General features: G+C 63.0%; 15 protein-coding genes. 7 read left to right on the forward strand and 8 right to left on the reverse strand.

Annotated elements, in window-relative coordinates; all coding sequences use genetic code 11:
* Positions 1 to 5: 5 nt before the first annotated feature.
* From P3R38_RS05975 to P3R38_RS05990, 4 genes are all read right to left on the reverse strand, one after another.
* Entirely contained in the window at positions 6 to 410 is a 405-nt protein-coding gene (locus tag P3R38_RS05975) for an META domain-containing protein (RefSeq protein WP_023379145.1), read from the reverse strand.
* Positions 407 to 844, reverse strand: a complete 438-nt coding sequence (locus tag P3R38_RS05980; protein WP_023379147.1) for a hypothetical protein — start codon at positions 842 to 844, stop codon at positions 407 to 409. The genes P3R38_RS05975 and P3R38_RS05980 overlap by 4 nt, the downstream gene beginning before the upstream one ends.
* A gap of 31 nt (positions 845 to 875) precedes the next feature.
* Complete coding sequence (locus tag P3R38_RS05985) at positions 876 to 1,865, reverse strand: 2-hydroxyacid dehydrogenase (RefSeq protein ID WP_277686905.1); 990 nt, start codon at positions 1,863 to 1,865, stop codon at positions 876 to 878.
* A 299-nt stretch (positions 1,866 to 2,164) separates the two neighbouring features.
* On the reverse strand, positions 2,165 to 4,921 hold the full coding sequence (locus P3R38_RS05990; RefSeq protein ID WP_277686906.1) for a response regulator: 2,757 nt from the start codon (positions 4,919 to 4,921) through the stop codon (positions 2,165 to 2,167).
* 196 nt (positions 4,922 to 5,117) lie between these two features.
* Between P3R38_RS05990 and P3R38_RS05995 the strand changes: the two genes are divergently transcribed.
* The 7 genes from P3R38_RS05995 to P3R38_RS06025 all read left to right on the forward strand — a co-directional run bounded on the left by P3R38_RS05995 (position 5,118) and on the right by P3R38_RS06025 (position 13,570).
* On the forward strand, positions 5,118 to 5,834 hold the full coding sequence (locus P3R38_RS05995; RefSeq protein WP_023379152.1) for a response regulator transcription factor: 717 nt from the start codon (positions 5,118 to 5,120) through the stop codon (positions 5,832 to 5,834).
* A gap of 3 nt (positions 5,835 to 5,837) precedes the next feature.
* On the forward strand, positions 5,838 to 7,214 hold the full coding sequence (locus P3R38_RS06000) for a sensor histidine kinase (protein WP_023379153.1): 1,377 nt from the start codon (positions 5,838 to 5,840) through the stop codon (positions 7,212 to 7,214).
* 239 nt (positions 7,215 to 7,453) lie between these two features.
* On the forward strand, positions 7,454 to 8,353 hold the full coding sequence (gene cysM / locus P3R38_RS06005) for a cysteine synthase CysM (protein ID WP_027906902.1): 900 nt from the start codon (positions 7,454 to 7,456) through the stop codon (positions 8,351 to 8,353).
* On the forward strand, positions 8,353 to 9,711 hold the full coding sequence (rlmD, locus tag P3R38_RS06010) for a 23S rRNA (uracil(1939)-C(5))-methyltransferase RlmD (protein WP_277686907.1): 1,359 nt from the start codon (positions 8,353 to 8,355) through the stop codon (positions 9,709 to 9,711). The genes cysM and rlmD overlap by 1 nt, the downstream gene beginning before the upstream one ends.
* A 97-nt stretch (positions 9,712 to 9,808) precedes the next feature.
* Positions 9,809 to 12,046: a GTP diphosphokinase gene (relA, locus tag P3R38_RS06015; protein ID WP_023379156.1), complete on the forward strand. Its 2,238-nt coding sequence runs from the start codon at positions 9,809 to 9,811 to the stop codon at positions 12,044 to 12,046.
* A 124-nt stretch (positions 12,047 to 12,170) separates the two neighbouring features.
* Entirely contained in the window at positions 12,171 to 13,004 is an 834-nt protein-coding gene (mazG, locus tag P3R38_RS06020) for a nucleoside triphosphate pyrophosphohydrolase (RefSeq protein ID WP_023379157.1), read from the forward strand.
* Positions 13,005 to 13,030: 26 nt separating this feature from the next.
* Positions 13,031 to 13,570 (forward strand): DUF2058 domain-containing protein, encoded by a 540-nt coding sequence (locus tag P3R38_RS06025; protein ID WP_023379158.1) that lies wholly within the window; start codon positions 13,031 to 13,033, stop codon positions 13,568 to 13,570.
* A gap of 43 nt (positions 13,571 to 13,613) precedes the next feature.
* On the opposite strand, the gene P3R38_RS06030 is transcribed toward P3R38_RS06025, so the two are convergent.
* From P3R38_RS06030 to purM, 4 genes are all read right to left on the reverse strand, one after another.
* The gene (locus tag P3R38_RS06030) at positions 13,614 to 13,796 is read right to left on the reverse strand and encodes a hypothetical protein (RefSeq protein ID WP_023379159.1); all 183 of its coding nucleotides are present in this window, start codon (positions 13,794 to 13,796) and stop codon (positions 13,614 to 13,616) included.
* A gap of 182 nt (positions 13,797 to 13,978) precedes the next feature.
* A complete protein-coding gene (locus tag P3R38_RS06035) occupies positions 13,979 to 14,689 on the reverse strand; it encodes a DUF3108 domain-containing protein (RefSeq protein WP_023379160.1) in 711 nt (236 codons plus the stop codon).
* A gap of 8 nt (positions 14,690 to 14,697) precedes the next feature.
* Positions 14,698 to 15,351 carry a phosphoribosylglycinamide formyltransferase gene (gene purN / locus P3R38_RS06040; protein ID WP_027906900.1) on the reverse strand — a complete coding sequence of 218 codons (654 nt, stop codon included), beginning with the start codon at positions 15,349 to 15,351 and terminating at the stop codon, positions 14,698 to 14,700.
* Complete coding sequence (purM, locus tag P3R38_RS06045; RefSeq protein WP_023379162.1) at positions 15,351 to 16,409, reverse strand: phosphoribosylformylglycinamidine cyclo-ligase; 1,059 nt, start codon at positions 16,407 to 16,409, stop codon at positions 15,351 to 15,353. The genes purN and purM overlap by 1 nt, the downstream gene beginning before the upstream one ends.
* Between the last annotated feature and the right edge of the window lie 267 nt (positions 16,410 to 16,676).

A 16,676-nucleotide genomic window follows, 5' to 3' on the forward strand; every position in this document is an offset into this window, starting at 1 on the left:
TGCCATCAACCTTCCTCAGGCCAGAAACGCAGCGGCTTGCCCTCGGCCGGCCAGAAACGCATCTGTTCGATGGGCGATACATCCCAGCGTTGCACCGTCTCCAGAGCCTGCAGGAAACGTTTTTCCTGCTCCATCAATGCGGGCGCGCATAGTTTGCGGGTCTTGCCGACCTTGCCAAAGCGCAGTTGCTGGCCATCGAGGGTATAGGGTGCGAACCAGTGGTTGCAGCCTGCGTTGCCATAGGCACGGCCGTCGCTGGCCAAGGTCAGGGTCAGGTGGCTGTAGTCGATCAGCGGGCGTTCACCGATCCACTCCAGCACATAACTGCGCTCCTGCTGCAGCTGCGAAGGTTCGGTGGCACAGCCGAGCAGGCCGGTGGCAATCAGCGCGCCGGTCAGCAGATTCTTCACTCGGCGCTCTCCTGGCAACGCGGGCACAGGTGCTTGTCGCCACGGCTGGCCCAACCCAGCTCTGCGATGCGGGCGCTGGCCGCCGGTTGACGGGCTTTCTTGCCCAGCTTGGCGTCCACGGCGAACTCGAAGTCCAGCACGGCGTCGCAGTGATCGCAGGCGACCTGCCAAGTGAGGATCTCCAGCTCATTGAACACCGGGCCGCTGGCCACGGCGACCCATTGGCCGCGCGGATTGATCAGGTGGCGCACGCTTTCCACGGTCAGGCGCATGGACAGGTCCTTGCTGCCTTTGAGGGTGACCAGCAGAACGTCATCCTTGTGCATCGAACCGCCGTTGCCAGTGACCTGGTAACGGCCCGGCACCAGGGCGCGGCATTCGATCAGGGTGTGTTGCGGATTGAAAAGGGTGTAGCGGAAATCGTGTTCGACCATGGGTCCTCCAGAAATGCCGCGTATCCTAGCATCAACCCGAGACCAGATTCTGCGGATTGCCTGCCGCCCAGCGGATGATATTTTCCAGGGTGGTCGCGGCGATGGCGTCCAGCGCCTCGCGGGTCAGAAACGCCTGGTGCGCGGTGACGATCACGTTAGGGAAGGTCAGCAAGCGTGCCAGCACATCGTCCTGCAGCGGCTGGTCGGAACGGTCTTCGAAGAACAGCTGTGCTTCCTCTTCATAGACATCAAGCCCCAGGTAGCCAAGCTGGCCGCGCTTGAGTGCGTCGATCAGCGCAGGGGTGTCGACCAGGGCGCCGCGACCGGTGTTGATCAGCATCGCGCCGGGTTGCAGTTGGGCGAGGCTTTGGGCATTGATCAGGTGTTTGGTTTGCTCCGTCAGCGGGCAGTGAAGGCTGATGATTCGCGCTTGTTTCAACAGATCGGGCAGCGCCATGTAGCGTGCGCCCAGAGCCTGCAGTTCGGGATTGGGGAAAGGGTCGTAGGCCAGCAGTTGGCAACCGAACCCGGCCATGATGCGGGCAAAGGCGGTGCCGATCTGTCCGGTGCCCACCACGCCGACGGTCTTGCCGTACAGGTCGAAGCCAGTCAGGCCATGCAGGGTGAAATCGCCTTCGCGGGTGCGGTTGTAGGCCCGGTGCAGGCGGCGGTTGAGCGCCAATACCAGGGCCACGGCATGCTCGGCCACGGCGTGTGGTGAATAGGCCGGTACCCTCACCACGGTCAGGCCCAGGCGTTGGGCGGCGGTCAGGTCGACATGGTTGTAGCCAGCCGAACGCAGGGCGATCAGGCGGGTGCCGCCAGCGGCCAGGCGCTCCAGTACCCGCGCGTCGAGTTCGTCGTTGATGAAGGCACAGACCACTTCGAAACCTTGTGCGAGCGGAGCGGTGTCGAGGGTCAGTCGGGCAGATTGGAAGTTCAGGTCCAGGGCCGTTTCAGCGGCTGCCCGGGTGAAGCTTTCCTGGTCGTAGTGCTGGCTGCTGAACAACAGTGCGCGCATGGTTGGCGTCCTTTGTGAGCGTTTGCTTGGTTTCTCGGGTGTTGGGTAGATTGAGCGCCGCCCACGCGGCGCATCGCGAGCAAGGCTCGCTCCTACGTTTGTTTAGGGCCAATTATGTCTGTGCCGGACGCGCGCGACCGCCTGGTTTGTACAATCCGAAAACGGTCGCGCGCAAAGCCCACAGGATTCATTGGCCTGAAACAAACGTAGGAGCGAGCCTTGCTCGCGATGCGCCGCGTGGGCGGCGCTCGCTCTCAAAAACGCCACAACCCCGTCGCCAAACCCCATCCCCGAACCACTCAGGCGCTGAGCCGCGCCTGGGCCGCCAGGCGGATGATCGCCCCATCCAGCTCGTCCAATGCCTGCTCCGCCTGTGGGTGGTCCTGCTTGAGCAGGGTCTCGCTGCGCTGGCACGCCGCCCGCAACTGCGGCACCCCGCAATAGCGCGAGGCGCCGTTGAGCCGGTGCACCTGTTCGATCAGCGCCAACTGATCCTCGGCCTCTCGCGCCGCGCGGATCGCTTCGCGGTCGTCTTCCAGCGAGGCTAGCAACATTGCCAGCATGTCGGCGGCAAGGTCGGGCTTGCCAGCCGCCAGGCGCAAACCTTCCTCGGGGTCCAGCACCGGCAGCTCCCGGTTCTCGTCCTGTGGCTCGTCCGGCCGCTCCCGCGGTGGTGTGCCCAGGCTCATGCCGGTCCACTTCATCACCACCTGGGCCAATTGGCGTTCGCTGATCGGCTTGGTCAGGTAGTCGTCCATGCCGCTGTGCAACAGGGCGCGCTTTTCGTTGGCCATGGCGTGGGCGGTGAGGGCGACGATGGGCAGCGGGTTGCCGCTCTGGGTGTTTTCCCACAGGCGGATCTGTTCGGTACAGGCGCGACCGTCCATGCCAGGCATCTGCACGTCCATCAGCACCAGGTCGAACGGTTCGGTCTGCACGGCCTGCACCGCGGTATAACCGTTGTCCACCGCCAGCACCTCGGCGCCAAGGCCTTCGAGCAGGGTTTTCACCAACAGCAGGTTGGCTGCGTTGTCGTCGACGCACAGGATTTTCGGCTGGCGATGGCCATTGCCCGCTGCTGTTTCACTCCGCGGGCGACGTGGCTGCACCAGCTCCAGCAGCAGCCGTCGCAGCTTGCGCGTGCAGGTTGGCTTGGACAGCAACTGGCCGTGGCCATTGGGCAGGTACGGGTGGTACAGCGCCTGCTCGGTGGTGGGGCACAGCACAACGCACTGGCACTGACAGCGCTCGAACGCTTGATGGTAATGGCCCAACTGCTCTGGCGAGAGGTTGCCCAGGTTGGCACCCAGCACGGCGAACTCGAATGGCTGGCCCGCCTGGTGGGCGGCCTGTACACCTTGCAACAACTGGTCGTAGGTGGCGAACAGGCTGACGCTCAATCCGCAATCTTCCAGCTGGTGCTCAAGCGCCTGGCGGGCCAGTTCGTGGCTGTCGACAATGGCGGCCCGGCGTCCCAGCAGCGGTTGCAGCGGCCGCTCTTCCATGTCGTCGTGGGCCTTGGGCAGGCTCAGGCTGATCCAGAATTGCGAGCCCTCGCCCGGAGTGCTGTCGACACCGATCTCGCCGCCCATCTGCTCGATCAGGCGCTTGGAAATCACCAGCCCAAGGCCGGTGCCTCCGGGTTGGCGTGCCAACGAGTTGTCGGCCTGGCTGAAGGCCTGGAACAGCGTGCGCACATCTTGCGGTGACAGGCCTATGCCGGTGTCCTGCACGCTGATGCGCAGTTGCGCGCTGTCCTCGTGCTCGTCCTCAAGCATGGCGCGTACGACGATGGTACCTTCGCGGGTGAACTTGATCGCATTGCTTACCAGATTGGTCAGAATCTGCTTGAGCCGCAGCGGGTCGCCGATCAGCGAGGTGGGCGTATCGCGGTAGATCAGGCTGAGCAGTTCGAGCTGCTTGGCATGGGCCGCCGGAGCGAGGATGGTCAACGTGTCCTGGACCAGGTCGCGCAGGTTGAAAGGAATGCTGTCGAGCACCAGCTTGCCAGCCTCGATCTTGGAGAAGTCGAGGATCTCGTTGATGATACCCAGCAGGTTGTCGGCTGATTTTTCGATGGTGCCCAGGTAATCCAGCTGGCGCGGGGACAGTTCACTCTTTTGCAATAGGTGGGTGAAACCGAGGATACCGTTGAGCGGCGTGCGGATTTCGTGGCTCATGTTGGCCAGGAACTCGGACTTGATGCGGCTGGCTTCGAGTGCTTCCTTGCGGGCCATGTCCAGCTCGATGTTCTGGATCTCGATGGTCTCGAGGTTCTGGCGCACGTCTTCGGTGGCCTGGTCGATGCTGTGCTGCAGTTCTTCGTGGGCGCTGTGCAGGGTCTCGGCCATGCGGTTGATGCCGTGCGCCAGCTCGTCCAGCTCGTGGCTGCCCATCGCCGGCAGGCGTTCGTCCAGGTGGCCGTCCTTGAGTTGGTTGACCGCATGCTTGATGCGCTCGATCGGGTTGTTGATGGTGCGGCTCATGCGCATCGCCAGCAGGCCGCTCAGGGCCAGGCAGGCGAGGATCAACAGCAGGCTGGTGAACAGGTTACGATAGCCGCGCAACAGGGTGCCGTCATGGGACAGCTCGATCTCGACCCAGCCCAGCAGGCGCTCGGCTTCGGCGGGCACGGCATCGGTGGCCAGGTCGCGGTGATGGCCGAATACTGGCATCAGGTAGCGGGTGGCGTCATTGCCGCTGCGTTGCAACAACTGGGTGCCAGTGCCACCGCTGGGCGCCTGATTGAGCATGCTTGGCCCAGCATGAGCCAGGCGCGTGCGGTCCGGAGCCAGGAACGCCACGGCGCGTACATCGGCTTGTTCCAGTGTCTGGGCAGCGATCCGTTCCAGTTGCGCAGGCGTGTCTCTGGCCAACGCTGGCGCGGCCAGCGGTGCCAGTTGTTCGGCGATCATCTTGCCGCGCTGGAGCAACTGGGAGCGCAACTCACTTTGCTGCAGCCAGGTGAAATAACTGCCCAGCACCAGGGCCATCAGGCTGGCGGGCAACAAGGCCAGCAGCAAGACCCGGCTTCTGATTCCCAAACGATCGAGCACACTTGCCTCCTGTCATGTGCCTGCATGCCGTCCCCAGAGGGACGGACCAAGGCGAAAAGTTACTCTGCCTGCCCGATGAATGCACTCATTAGCTTGGCTTTTCGTGCGCCGGCGCAGCGCGTTGGTCGTTGTTCGGTTGCCTTGCGGGGAGTCGATGCTCAATAATCGTCTAATTGAGAATGCATGACAGTTGCCAATGAATCCCGAAGCTATTCAATCATCCAGCATCCTCGCCATCGAGGATGACCCGGTATTAGGCGCCTACCTGCATGAAGAGCTGCAGCGCGGCGGCTTTCAGGTGACCTGGTGCCGTAACGGGCTGGAAGGTCTGGAAACTGCGGGTCGCCAGGCCTTCGACGTGGTGCTGATGGACATCCTGCTACCTGGGCTCAACGGTCTGGAAGCCTTGGCCCAGTTGCGCCGGCGCAGCACCACGCCGGTCATCCTGATGTCGGCACTGGGGGCCGAAGCCGACCGCATCAGCGGTTTTCAGCGCGGTGCCGACGACTACCTGCCCAAACCCTTCAGCATGGCCGAGCTACAGGTGCGCATCGAGGCGATCCTGCGCCGCGTGGCCCTGGAGCGTCGTCACCCGCCGCGCCAGGAGATGGCCGGAAGCGGGCTGCAGTTCGACGATAGCCGTAGCGATGTCAGCCTGGGCGGTCAGTGGGCCGGGCTTACCCCAAGTGAATACCGCCTGCTCGACCTGCTCAATCGCAACCAGGACGAGGTGCTCAGCAAGCCTTTCCTTTATCAGCAAGTGCTGCAGCGCGGTTACTCGCGCCATGACCGCAGCCTGGACATGCACGTGAGCCAGATCCGCCGCAAGCTCAAGGGCATTGGTTACCTGGAACGGCAAATTCGCACGGTCTGGGGCAAGGGATACGTGCTCAGCGTCGGTGAGATGGACTGAGCCATGCTCGACCGCCATTCGCTGTTCTGGAAGCTGGTCATCCTGTTGGTGGGTTTCTGTTTACTGATGATTGGCCTGAGCTACACCTGGGGCCGTCACATGGAAACCCAGAACGCGTTTCTCTCAGAGCCCGCCCGCCAAACGCTGCGTGGTTATGCGTCGGAAGCCGAGCAGGCCTGGCGAAGCGCAGGCCGTGCCGGGCTGGACCTTTGGGTGGCGCAGATGCGGCAACGTGAGCAAGGTTGGATTGGCGTGCTCGACACGCGCCTGCAACCGCTGGACAGCGCCACCCTGACCCCCGATATCATGCAGCGCCTGACCCGCTTGCGCGGCGTCGACTGGCCCATGAGCCGGCGCAGTGTCGACCAGCCCTGGTTGCGCATCCCATTCCCCGGCGCGCCCGAGCAGGGCATGCTGGTGATCGAGCTGCCGGAGCGGCTGAACCCTGGCAAGTACCGCTTGCTGTGGCAGGTCGTGACCAACGGCATCATGCCTGGTCTGTTCACCCTGCTGTTGTGCGTGGGGCTTTATCGCATGCTGATCGTGCCGTTGAACCAGCTGCGCGAGCAGGCCAATGCCTGGCGCGCGGACCAGCTTGCGGCACGCCTGGACCCCCGCACCATCGCCCGTCACGATGAACTGGGCGAGCTGGCCCGTGCGTTCGACCAGATGGCCGAGCGCCTGCAAGGCACGGTGGCCTTGCAGCAACAGTTGCTGCGCGACCTGTCCCATGAAATGCGCACGCCACTGAGCCGCTTGCGGGTGGCTTGCGACGGTGAAACCGACCTGCAGCGCCTGCGGGAACGATTGGGGCGCGAAGTGGACTGCATGCAGCAGCTGGTCGAGGACACCCTGCAATTGGCCTGGCAGGACGCCGAGCGTGCCCCGATGAACCTGGAGCCGATCGAGGTTCAGGCACTGTGGGACCTGCTGGTGGAAAACGCTTGCTATGAAAGCGGTTGGGCCGCCGCCCGGATGCATTGCGAACTGCCCCGCAGTTGCTGGGTTCAGGGCAACCTCAATCATTTGGCCCAGGCCCTGGAAAACATGCTGCGCAATGCCATCCGCCACTCGCCGGAAAACGGCCAGGTGCGCCTGGGTGGCCAGCGCGAAGGCGGTCATTGGCGGCTGTGGCTGGAAGACGACGGCGGTGGTGTTGCCGAACAGGATCTGGAACGGATCTTCGCGCCGTTTTCCCGGCTCGAGGGTTCCCGGCCCGGCGATGGCGGGTTCGGCCTGGGGTTGAGCATCGCCCGCAGTGCGATCCAGCGCCAGGGCGGCACTTTGTGGGCCGAGAACGGCAAGCGCGGGCTCAGGCTGTGCATGCGTTTGCCGGTGCAGGCGACAACCCCATCCCGACGGCTGGCGGAGTCGCATTGACCTCAATCCTCGTGCAGGGGCCGGCTTGCCGGCGATGAGGTCGAAACCGTCAGATGACCGTTGTTCCCACGGTGATCATGCTGACAGGTATAGAATGCCCCTACGGGTGAGCGGGTTCACCCGCGAAGCAATGCTGGGGTTATAGCTTGTAGCTATACCGACTACAGATTGCGTGATATGGCCAAGCCGGGTTTGCCGGTATGATAGGCGCCCCTGCCGTCCGGACTGTGAAATACGCCATGACCTTGCAGTACCCAACCATCGCCGATTGCGTCGGCAATACGCCTCTGGTTCGCCTGCAGCGCATCGCTGGCGAAACCAGCAATACCCTCCTGCTCAAGCTCGAAGGCAACAATCCCGCTGGCTCGGTCAAGGACCGTCCGGCCCTGTCGATGATCACCCGCGCCGAACTGCGCGGCCAGATCAAGCCAGGCGACACGCTGATCGAGGCGACCTCGGGCAACACCGGTATCGCCCTGGCCATGGCGGCAGCCATCAAGGGTTACAAGATGATCCTGATCATGCCGGACAATTCCACCGCCGAGCGCAAGGCCGCGATGACCGCCTATGGCGCCGAGCTGATCCTGGTGAGCAAGGAGGAGGGCATGGAAGGTGCCCGCGACCTCGCCGAGAAATTGCAGGCCGAAGGCCGCGGCCTGGTCCTGGACCAATTCGCCAACGGCGACAACCCTATCGCCCACTACACCAGCACCGGTCCGGAAATCTGGCAGCAGACCCAAGGCACCATCACCCATTTCGTCAGTTCGATGGGCACCACCGGTACCATCATGGGCTGCTCGCAGTACCTCAAGGAACAGAATCCGGCGGTGCAGATCATCGGTCTGCAACCGATGGAAGGTTCCGCCATTCCAGGCATTCGCCGCTGGCCTGAGGAGTACCTGCCGAAGATCTTCGATGCGACCCGCGTCGACCGTGTGGTGGACATGTCCCAGCAAGAAGCCGAGGAAACGACCCGCCGCCTTGCCCGTGAAGAGGGCATTTTCTGCGGCGTGTCATCCGGTGGTGCGGTCGCGGCCATGCTGCGCCTGTCCCGTGAGCTGGAAAACGCGGTGATGGTGGCGATCATCTGTGACCGCGGTGACCGTTACCTGTCCACCGGCCTGTTCGACGCAACCTGATGTCCAAGAAAAAAAGCAACAGCGGCCTGCGCTTCCAGCCGGCCGGCGGCAACCGTACCCCACAGGTTCCCGTGGGCAAGAAGCAGCGTCTGGACATCGAGCGCCTGGCCGGTGACGGCCGTGGCATCGCTTTCCATGACGGGCGGACCTGGTTCGTCAGTGGCGCCCTGGCCGGGGAAGCGGTCGAAGCGCGGGTACTCAATGCCCGCGGCAAGGTGGTCGAAGCACGTCTTGAACGTGTGCTGCAGGCCAGCCCGGAACGCCGGCAGGCGCCGTGCCGCCATTACGCACGCTGCGGTGGCTGCAACCTGCAACACCTGCCCCATGAGGCGCAGTTGGCGCTCAAGCAGCGCACCCTGGCCGAACAACTGCAACGGGTGGCCGGCGTGCAGCCCGAGCAATGGGCCGCGCCGCTGAGCGGACCGGAATTCGGCTACCGCCGTCGTGCGCGGGTGGCCGTGCGCTGGGACGTCAAGGCGCGCCAGCTGGAAGTCGGATTCCGCGCCGAAGCCAGCCAGGACATCGTCGCCATCGACGACTGTGCGGTGCTGGTACAGCCTTTGCAGTCCATTGTGCGCCACCTGCCGACCGTACTGCGGTCGTTGAGCAAACCCCAGGCCATTGGCCATGTGGAGTTGTTCAGTGGCACCGCCGAGGCGCTGCTGGTACGCCATGTGGCACCGTTGCCAGCCGACGACCTGAGCCGTTTGCAGGCGTTCTGCGATGAGGCCAAGGCGCAGCTGTGGCTGCAGGGCGAAGGCGAGCCGGCGCCGGTGGAGGCCGCTGCGACACTGGGGTTCGTCCTTGAGCCATGGCAGCTCGAGCTTGCCTGGCGGCCGGGGGACTTCGTGCAGGTCAATGCCCAGGTCAATACGGCGATGATCGAGCAGGCACTGGCCTGGCTGGCGCCGCAAGCTGACGAGCGGGTGCTTGACCTGTTCTGTGGCCTGGGCAACTTCGCCTTGCCACTGGCTCGGCAGGCGCGGGAAGTGGTGGCAGTGGAAGGTGTACAGGCCATGGTCGATCGGGCCGAGGCCAATGCCCGGAACAACAATGTGCATAACGCACGGTTTTTTCAGGCCGATTTATCGCAGCCTTTGGCAGGCGCCGGATGGGCCGCCGAAGGCTTTTCTGCGGTACTCTTGGATCCACCGCGTGACGGTGCCTACGAGGTCGTGCAAGACATCGCACGCCTCAAGGCACGGCGGCTGGTCTATGTTTCGTGCAATCCGGCCACGTTGGCGCGAGACGCCCAGGTGCTGGTCGGCCAGGGGTACCGGTTAAAAAGGGCCGGGATTCTCGACATGTTTCCTCAGACGGCGCATGTCGAGGCCATGGCGTTATTCGAAGTGGGTTAGCCAAGCTGGCCCCTTGGTGCGGCTTCCATGGAGTGGAAGGCGTACGGTGATAGCCAGTGCACCCGCGAGGTGCGCTGTATGGAAAGGTAGAAAAAAGATGGTACAGGTGAGAGTGCACCAGCCGGTCAACACTGACGGCAGTATCAATCTCGAAGCATGGCTGGATCATGTGGTGAGCGTCGATTCGGCGTTGGATCGCGTGGCGCTCAAGGAGGCCTGCGAGTTCGCCCAGGAAATCGAGAAGAAGGGCAACCCGGCCAAGCATTCCTGGGCCGACGGTACGTCCAGCTTCCAGGCCGGCCTGGAAATTGCCGAAATCCTTGCGGACCTCAAACTCGACCAGGACTCCCTGGTGGCGGCGGTCATCTACCGCTCGGTGCGTGAAGGCAAGGTTACCTTGGCCGAAGTCGGCCAGCGTTTTGGCCCGGTGGTGTCCAAGCTGATCGACGGTGTGTTGCGCATGGCGGCCATCAGCGCCAGCCTCAGCCCGCGCCAGTCGCTGGTGCTCGGCTCCCAGGCGCAGGTCGAGAACCTGCGCAAGATGCTGGTGGCCATGGTCGATGATGTGCGCGTGGCCCTGATCAAGCTGGCCGAGCGTACGTGCGCCATTCGTGCGGTGAAGTCCGCCGACGACGAAAAACGCCTGCGCGTGGCGCGTGAGGTGTTCGACATCTACGCACCGCTGGCACATCGCCTGGGTATCGGTCACATCAAGTGGGAGCTGGAGGACCTATCCTTCCGTTACCTCGAGCCCGACCAGTACAAGCAGATTGCCAAGCTCCTGCACGAGCGCCGGCTGGACCGCGAGCGCTTCATCAGCGACGTGATGAACCAACTGCAGAACGAGCTGCTCGCCACCGGCGTGAAGGCCGACATCAGCGGCCGGGCAAAACACATCTATTCGATCTGGCGCAAGATGCAGCGCAAGGGTCTGGAGTTCAGCCAGATCTACGACGTGCGCGCCGTGCGGGTGCTGGTACCGGAAGTTCGCGACTGCTACACCGCGCTGGGTATCGTCCATACCTTGTGGCGGCATATTCCCAAAGAGTTCGACGATTACATCGCCAACCCCAAGGAGAACGGCTACCGCTCGTTGCACACGGCGGTGATCGGCCCAGAAGGCAAGGTGCTGGAGGTACAGATCCGTACCCACGGCATGCACGAAGAAGCCGAGCTTGGGGTCTGCGCCCACTGGCGGTACAAGGGCACTGACGTCAAGTCCAGCTCCAACCATTACGAGGAGAAGATTTCCTGGCTGCGCCAGGTGCTCGAGTGGCATGAGGAGCTGGGCGACATCGGCGGCCTGGCCGAACAGCTGCGTGTCGACATCGAACCCGACCGGGTCTATGTATTCACCCCCGACGGCCACGCCATCGACCTGCCCAAGGGCGCCACGCCGCTGGACTTCGCCTACCGGGTGCACACCGAGATCGGTCATAACTGCCGTGGCGCCAAGATCAACGGCCGCATCGTGCCGCTCAACTACAGCCTGCAAACCGGCGAGCAGGTCGAGATCATCACCAGCAAGCATGGCAACCCAAGCCGTGACTGGTTGAACTCCAACCTGGGTTATGTGACCACTTCGCGGGCGCGGGCCAAGATCGTGCACTGGTTCAAGCTCCAGGCGCGGGACCAGAACGTGGCGGCGGGCAAGACCTTGCTCGAACGCGAGCTCAGTCGTCTGGGTCTGCCTCAGGTGGATTTCGAGCGCCTGGCCGAGAAGACCAACGTCAAGACTGCCGAAGACATGTTTGCCGCCCTTGGGGCCGGCGACCTGCGTCTGGCCCATTTGGTCAACGCTGCCCAGCAGTTGCTCGAACCCGAGCGCATCGAACAGATCGACCTGGTTTCGCGCAAGCCCGCTACCCGCAGTGGCAAGCGTGGCGACATCCAGATCCAGGGTGTCGGCAACCTGCTCACGCAGATGGCCGGGTGCTGCCAACCGCTGCCGGGCGATGCCATTGTCGGCTACATCACCCAAGGGCGCGGTGTGACCATCCACCGTCAGGACTGCGCGTCGGTGCTGCAGCTGGCCGGCCGTGAGCCGGAGCGGATGATCCAGGTCAGCTGGGGACCGATACCGGTGCAGACCTACCCGGTCGATATCGTCATCCGTGCCTACGACCGTCCGGGCCTGCTGCGGGATGTGTCGCAGGTGCTGCTCAACGAGAAGATCAACGTACTGGCGGTCAACACCCGCTCGAACAAGGAAGACAACACCGCATTGATGTCGCTGACCATCGAGATTCCTGGGTTGGATGCCCTGGGTCGCCTGTTGGGGCGGATCTCGCAGTTGCCGAACATCATCGAAACGCGGCGTAATCGAACCCCGTGAGACTCGAAGCAGGGGCCGCCATGCGGTCCCTTGCCGGCGACACGGCGCCTGCAGCCTTGGCGCTGCAGTTGTAGGCGCTGGCTTGCCAGCGATCGGGGCTTCGCCTGCGGCCAGGAAAACACCAATGACCTATACCCTCGACGACCTGCTGCACCTCATGGCCCGCCTGCGCGATCCGCAATACGGCTGCCCGTGGGACCTGAAGCAGAACTACGCCAGTATCGTCCCGCACACCCTCGAAGAGGCCTATGAAGTCGCCGACACCATCGAGCGAGGCGATTTCGAGCACCTGCAGGGCGAGCTGGGCGACCTGCTGTTCCAGGTGGTCTATTACAGCCAGCTGGCACGGGAGGAGGGGCGTTTCGAGTTCGATGGCGTGGTCGATGCCATCACCCGTAAGCTGATCCGCCGCCACCCCCACGTATTTCCCACCGGTGAGCTGTATGCGCCACTGGACACTCCCAGCCTGAGCGAGGCCCAGGTCAAGTCGCGCTGGGAGGAGATAAAGGCCGAGGAGCGCGCTGAAAAGAGCGAGCCGGAACAGTTGTCGTTGCTCGACGATGTGCCGGCTGCATTGCCAGCGTTGTCGCGGGCCGCCAAACTGCAGAAGCGTGCGGCCACCGTCGGTTTCGACTGGCCTGACGCCTTGCCGGTGCTGGACAAGGTCCGCGAGGAGCTGGATGAAGTCTTGCAGGCGATGGCTGACGGCGATGGCCAGGCCCTGGAGGACGAAGTCGGCGACCTGTTGTTCGCTGCCGTCAACCTGGCGCGCCACCTCAAGCAAGACCCGGAGAATGCCCTGCGTCGTGCCAACCGCAAGTTCGAGCGGCGTTTTCGCTTCATCGAGCAGGCATTGCGCGACAGTGGCCGGCCGATCGAAGATTGTAACCTTGATGAGTTGGACGCCCTGTGGGGCGAGGCCAAACGTCAGGAAAAGAACCTGCCCAGCTGCGGCTGAGCGGCTGCATAAGTGAGTGAACATCCATGAGTCTTTCCCTTCGCGATCAATTGCTCAAGGCCGGTCTGGTCAACCAGAAACAGGTCTCGCAGGCCAACAAGGCCGAAAAGAAACAAAAACGCCTGGAGCACAAGGGCCAGGTCGAAGTCGATGACAGCCAGCAGCGCATGGCCAAGGAAGCGATGGCCGAAAAAGCCAAGCGTGACCAGGAGCTGAACCGTCAACAGCAGGAAAAGGCCGAGCAAAAAGCCCGGGCCGCGCAGATCAAGCAGTTGATCGAAGCCACGCGCCTGCCCAAGCTCAACAGCGAGGACTACTACAACTTCGTCGACGATAAGAAGGTCAAGCGCATTGCCGTCAACGCCTTGATGCGCAGCAAGCTGAGCAATGGCTCGCTGGCGATCGTGTCGTTCGGCGGTGGTTACGAGGTGATCCCGCGGGAAGCGGCGGTGAAGATTCAGGAGCGCGATCCTGGCCGCATCCTGTTGCTGAACACCCACGTTGAGGAAGCGGACGAAGACGATCCGTACGCCGCCTACAAGATCCCTGACGATCTGATGTGGTAAACGAGAAACCCCGCCTTGGCGGGGTTTCTTTTTGAAGACCCTGTCATTGTGTGGGACGCTGGTTCTCGAGGTTTTCCAGTTCTGCACGATATTGATGGGCTTCGTGTTCATGGTGGAACATGCCAACCAGTTGGCCTTGCTGATACACGTCCCAGATCCGCACACCGGCGGCCAGGCCTTCGTGGGACATTTTCGATTCGTCGCGTTCGGTTACTTGGACTGTCATCGGTAAACTCCACTTTTCAGTTAGCTGCGGCACTGTGTCGCAGGCCTCCTTTATAGAGTTTGTTAGCAGGCTAAGTAAATAAAACGGGCGTGAAACAAGTTTCATGTAGCACGAAGGATCCCCGCACGCATGAAAAAGCCCCGCACGCAGGCGGGGCTTGAGGTGCTGCTCGCGATGGTGAATCAGTTACCCTTCACCGACTTGCCATCGACCGTGCCATCTTGCAGCACGATCACGTACTCCTTGCCATCGGTCTCGACTTGACGCAGTTGTACCAACAGGTAGTCCCAGTCCTTGGCGAACCACAGCTCGGTGATGCGCTTGCTCTGGCTCGGGTCGCGCACGCGCTCGACTTTCACCGCCTCGACCTGGCCGGTCTTGGTGGTGACTTTCTCGGTGCCCAGGACGCGGAAGTCGTAGGTGTCGATCTCGTCACCATCGACCACCTGGTAGGTCATGCTTTTCTTGCCGGCAGCCACATCATGCTGCAGGGCCAGCTGATAGGACGATTTGTCCAGCACGCCGCGGTTGAGCGGCAGGCTGATCGCATCGCCACGGTCGCTACCGGTGACTTTCTTGCTGTTCCAGTCGAACGTCAGGTCGACTTTCTTGGCCTTGCCCAGGCCGCCGCGTTCGAAGTGGTACTTCTGTGGTAGCAGGGTGTCGTTTTCCTGGCGCAGGGTGCTTTGCTCGGTCAGGCTGGCGATCATCATGGAGGCCTTGAAGTTAAGGTCCCAGGTACCGTTGGCATTTTTGACCAGACTGCGCTCGGCGGTGCCGCTCATAGGCAGTTGTTTCCAGTCTGCGGTGTAGCTTGCCGAGAACGGCTTCAGATCAGCTGCCTGGAGGGGCAGGGCGAGCACGGCGAGAGCCAAGAGCAGGGCGCGACGCATAAAATCTCCTAGGGTCGAATCAAGTGACCGCTGGCCGGCAGCGGCTGGCCATCCAGTAACGCACCCTGATCGCCCAGGCGCAAGCGACCTTCGGCGAACCAGTGCACCGCTAGCGGGTAGATCTGGTGTTCCTGGTGGTGAACCCGTTGGGCCAACGTCTCGACGGAGTCGTCGGAGGCAACCGGGACCACAGCCTGTACGACCAGAGGGCCGCCATCGAGTTCCTCGGTGACGAAGTGTACGCTGCAGCCATGCTCCGCGTCGCCTGCCTCCAGCGCCCGTTGGTGAGTGTGCAGGCCCTTGTACTTGGGCAGCAACGACGGGTGGATGTTGAGCAGGCGTCCCTGGTAGTGGCGCACGAAATCACCACTGAGGATGCGCATGAAGCCGGCCAGAACCACCAGGTCGGGTGCAAAGCTGTCGATGCGCGCCATCAGCGCCGCATCGAAGGCTTCACGGCCGTCGAAGCCCTTGTGGTCCAGTACCGCGGTGTCGATGCCAGCCGCCGCTGCGCGTTGCAGGCCGTAGGCATCGGCACGGTTGGAAATCACCGCGCCGATGCGTACCGGGCTGCCGTCGATGCGGCTGCTGTCGATCAGGGCTTGCAGGTTGCTGCCGGAGCCCGACAGCAGTACCACGACATTGCAGGTCTTGCTCGGCATCAGTGTGCCTTGAGGTTCTGCAGCTCGACCTGGGCAGCGCCTTCGGCGGCTTCGGCGATTTTGCCGATTACCCAAGGTTGCTCGCCGGCCTTGCGCAGGACGTTCAGGGCATTCTCGACCTGGTCCTGAGCCACGCAGATGACCATGCCGACGCCGCAGTTCAGCACGCGGTGCATTTCGTGCTCATCGACGTTGCCTTTTTCCTGCAGGAAGTCGAACACTGCCGGACGCTGCCAGCTGGCCACGTCGATCACGGCCTGGGCGTTAGCCGGCAGTACGCGTGGGATGTTGTCCAGCAGGCCGCCGCCGGTGATGTGGGCCATGGCCTTGACCGCGCCGGTTTCCTTGATCAGCTGCAGCAGCGGCTTGACGTAGATGCGGGTCGGGGCCATCAGCAGGTCGGCCAGTGGCTTGCCGTCGAGCTGGGTGTTTTCGATGTCGGTGCCGGAGACTTCGAGGATCTTGCGGATCAGCGAGTAGCCGTTGGAGTGCGGGCCGGAGGACGGCAGGGCGATCAGCGCATCGCCAGTGGCGACCTTGGAGCCGTCGATGATTTCGGCTTTTTCCACCACGCCCACGCAGAAGCCGGCCAGGTCGTAGTCTTCGCCTTCGTACATGCCGGGCATTTCAGCGGTTTCGCCGCCGACCAGCGAGCAGCCGGCCAGTTCGCAGCCGGCGCCGATGCCGGTGACCACGGTGGCGGCCACGTCGACGTTGAGCTTGCCGGTGGCATAGTAGTCGAGGAAGAACAGCGGTTCGGCGCCGCAGACCACCAGGTCGTTCACGCACATGGCGACCAGGTCCTGGCCGATGCTGTCGTGCTTGTTCAGGTTCAGCGCCAGGCGCAGTTTGGTGCCGACGCCATCGGTGCCGGAGACCAGAACCGGTTGCTTGTAACCGGCCGGGATCTCGCAGAGGGCGCCGAAGCCGCCCAGGCCACCCATGACTTCAGGACGTGCGGTGCGCTTGGCGACGCCCTTGATGCGTTCGACCAGTGCTTCGCCGGCGTCGATGTCTACACCGGCGTCTTTGTAGCTCAGGGAGGGTTGCTTGCTCATTGATCCAGGCCTTTAGGAGGGAGGGATTCTTAAAAACGACCGTGACGGCCAAGGCCGGCGAGCGTGCGGCGGCTACCTGAAACGTCAGTGGTCTGTGAAGGCGCGCGATTTTATCAGGGTTGCCCGGCAGCGGCCATCCTCAGGCCGACGGGCAGGGCCCTAATCCATGAAAAAACATCCTTTCATGGTCTGCGACTGGTTGCCAGGCGGGGCGCTGTATAAGGTATAGAAACGCCGTCGAGGTGAAACGGGCCGCACACAGGGAGC

It is taken from the genome of Pseudomonas sp. NyZ480 (genome assembly GCF_029537255.1).
Classification (GTDB): Bacteria; Pseudomonadota; Gammaproteobacteria; order Pseudomonadales; family Pseudomonadaceae; genus Aquipseudomonas; species Aquipseudomonas taiwanensis.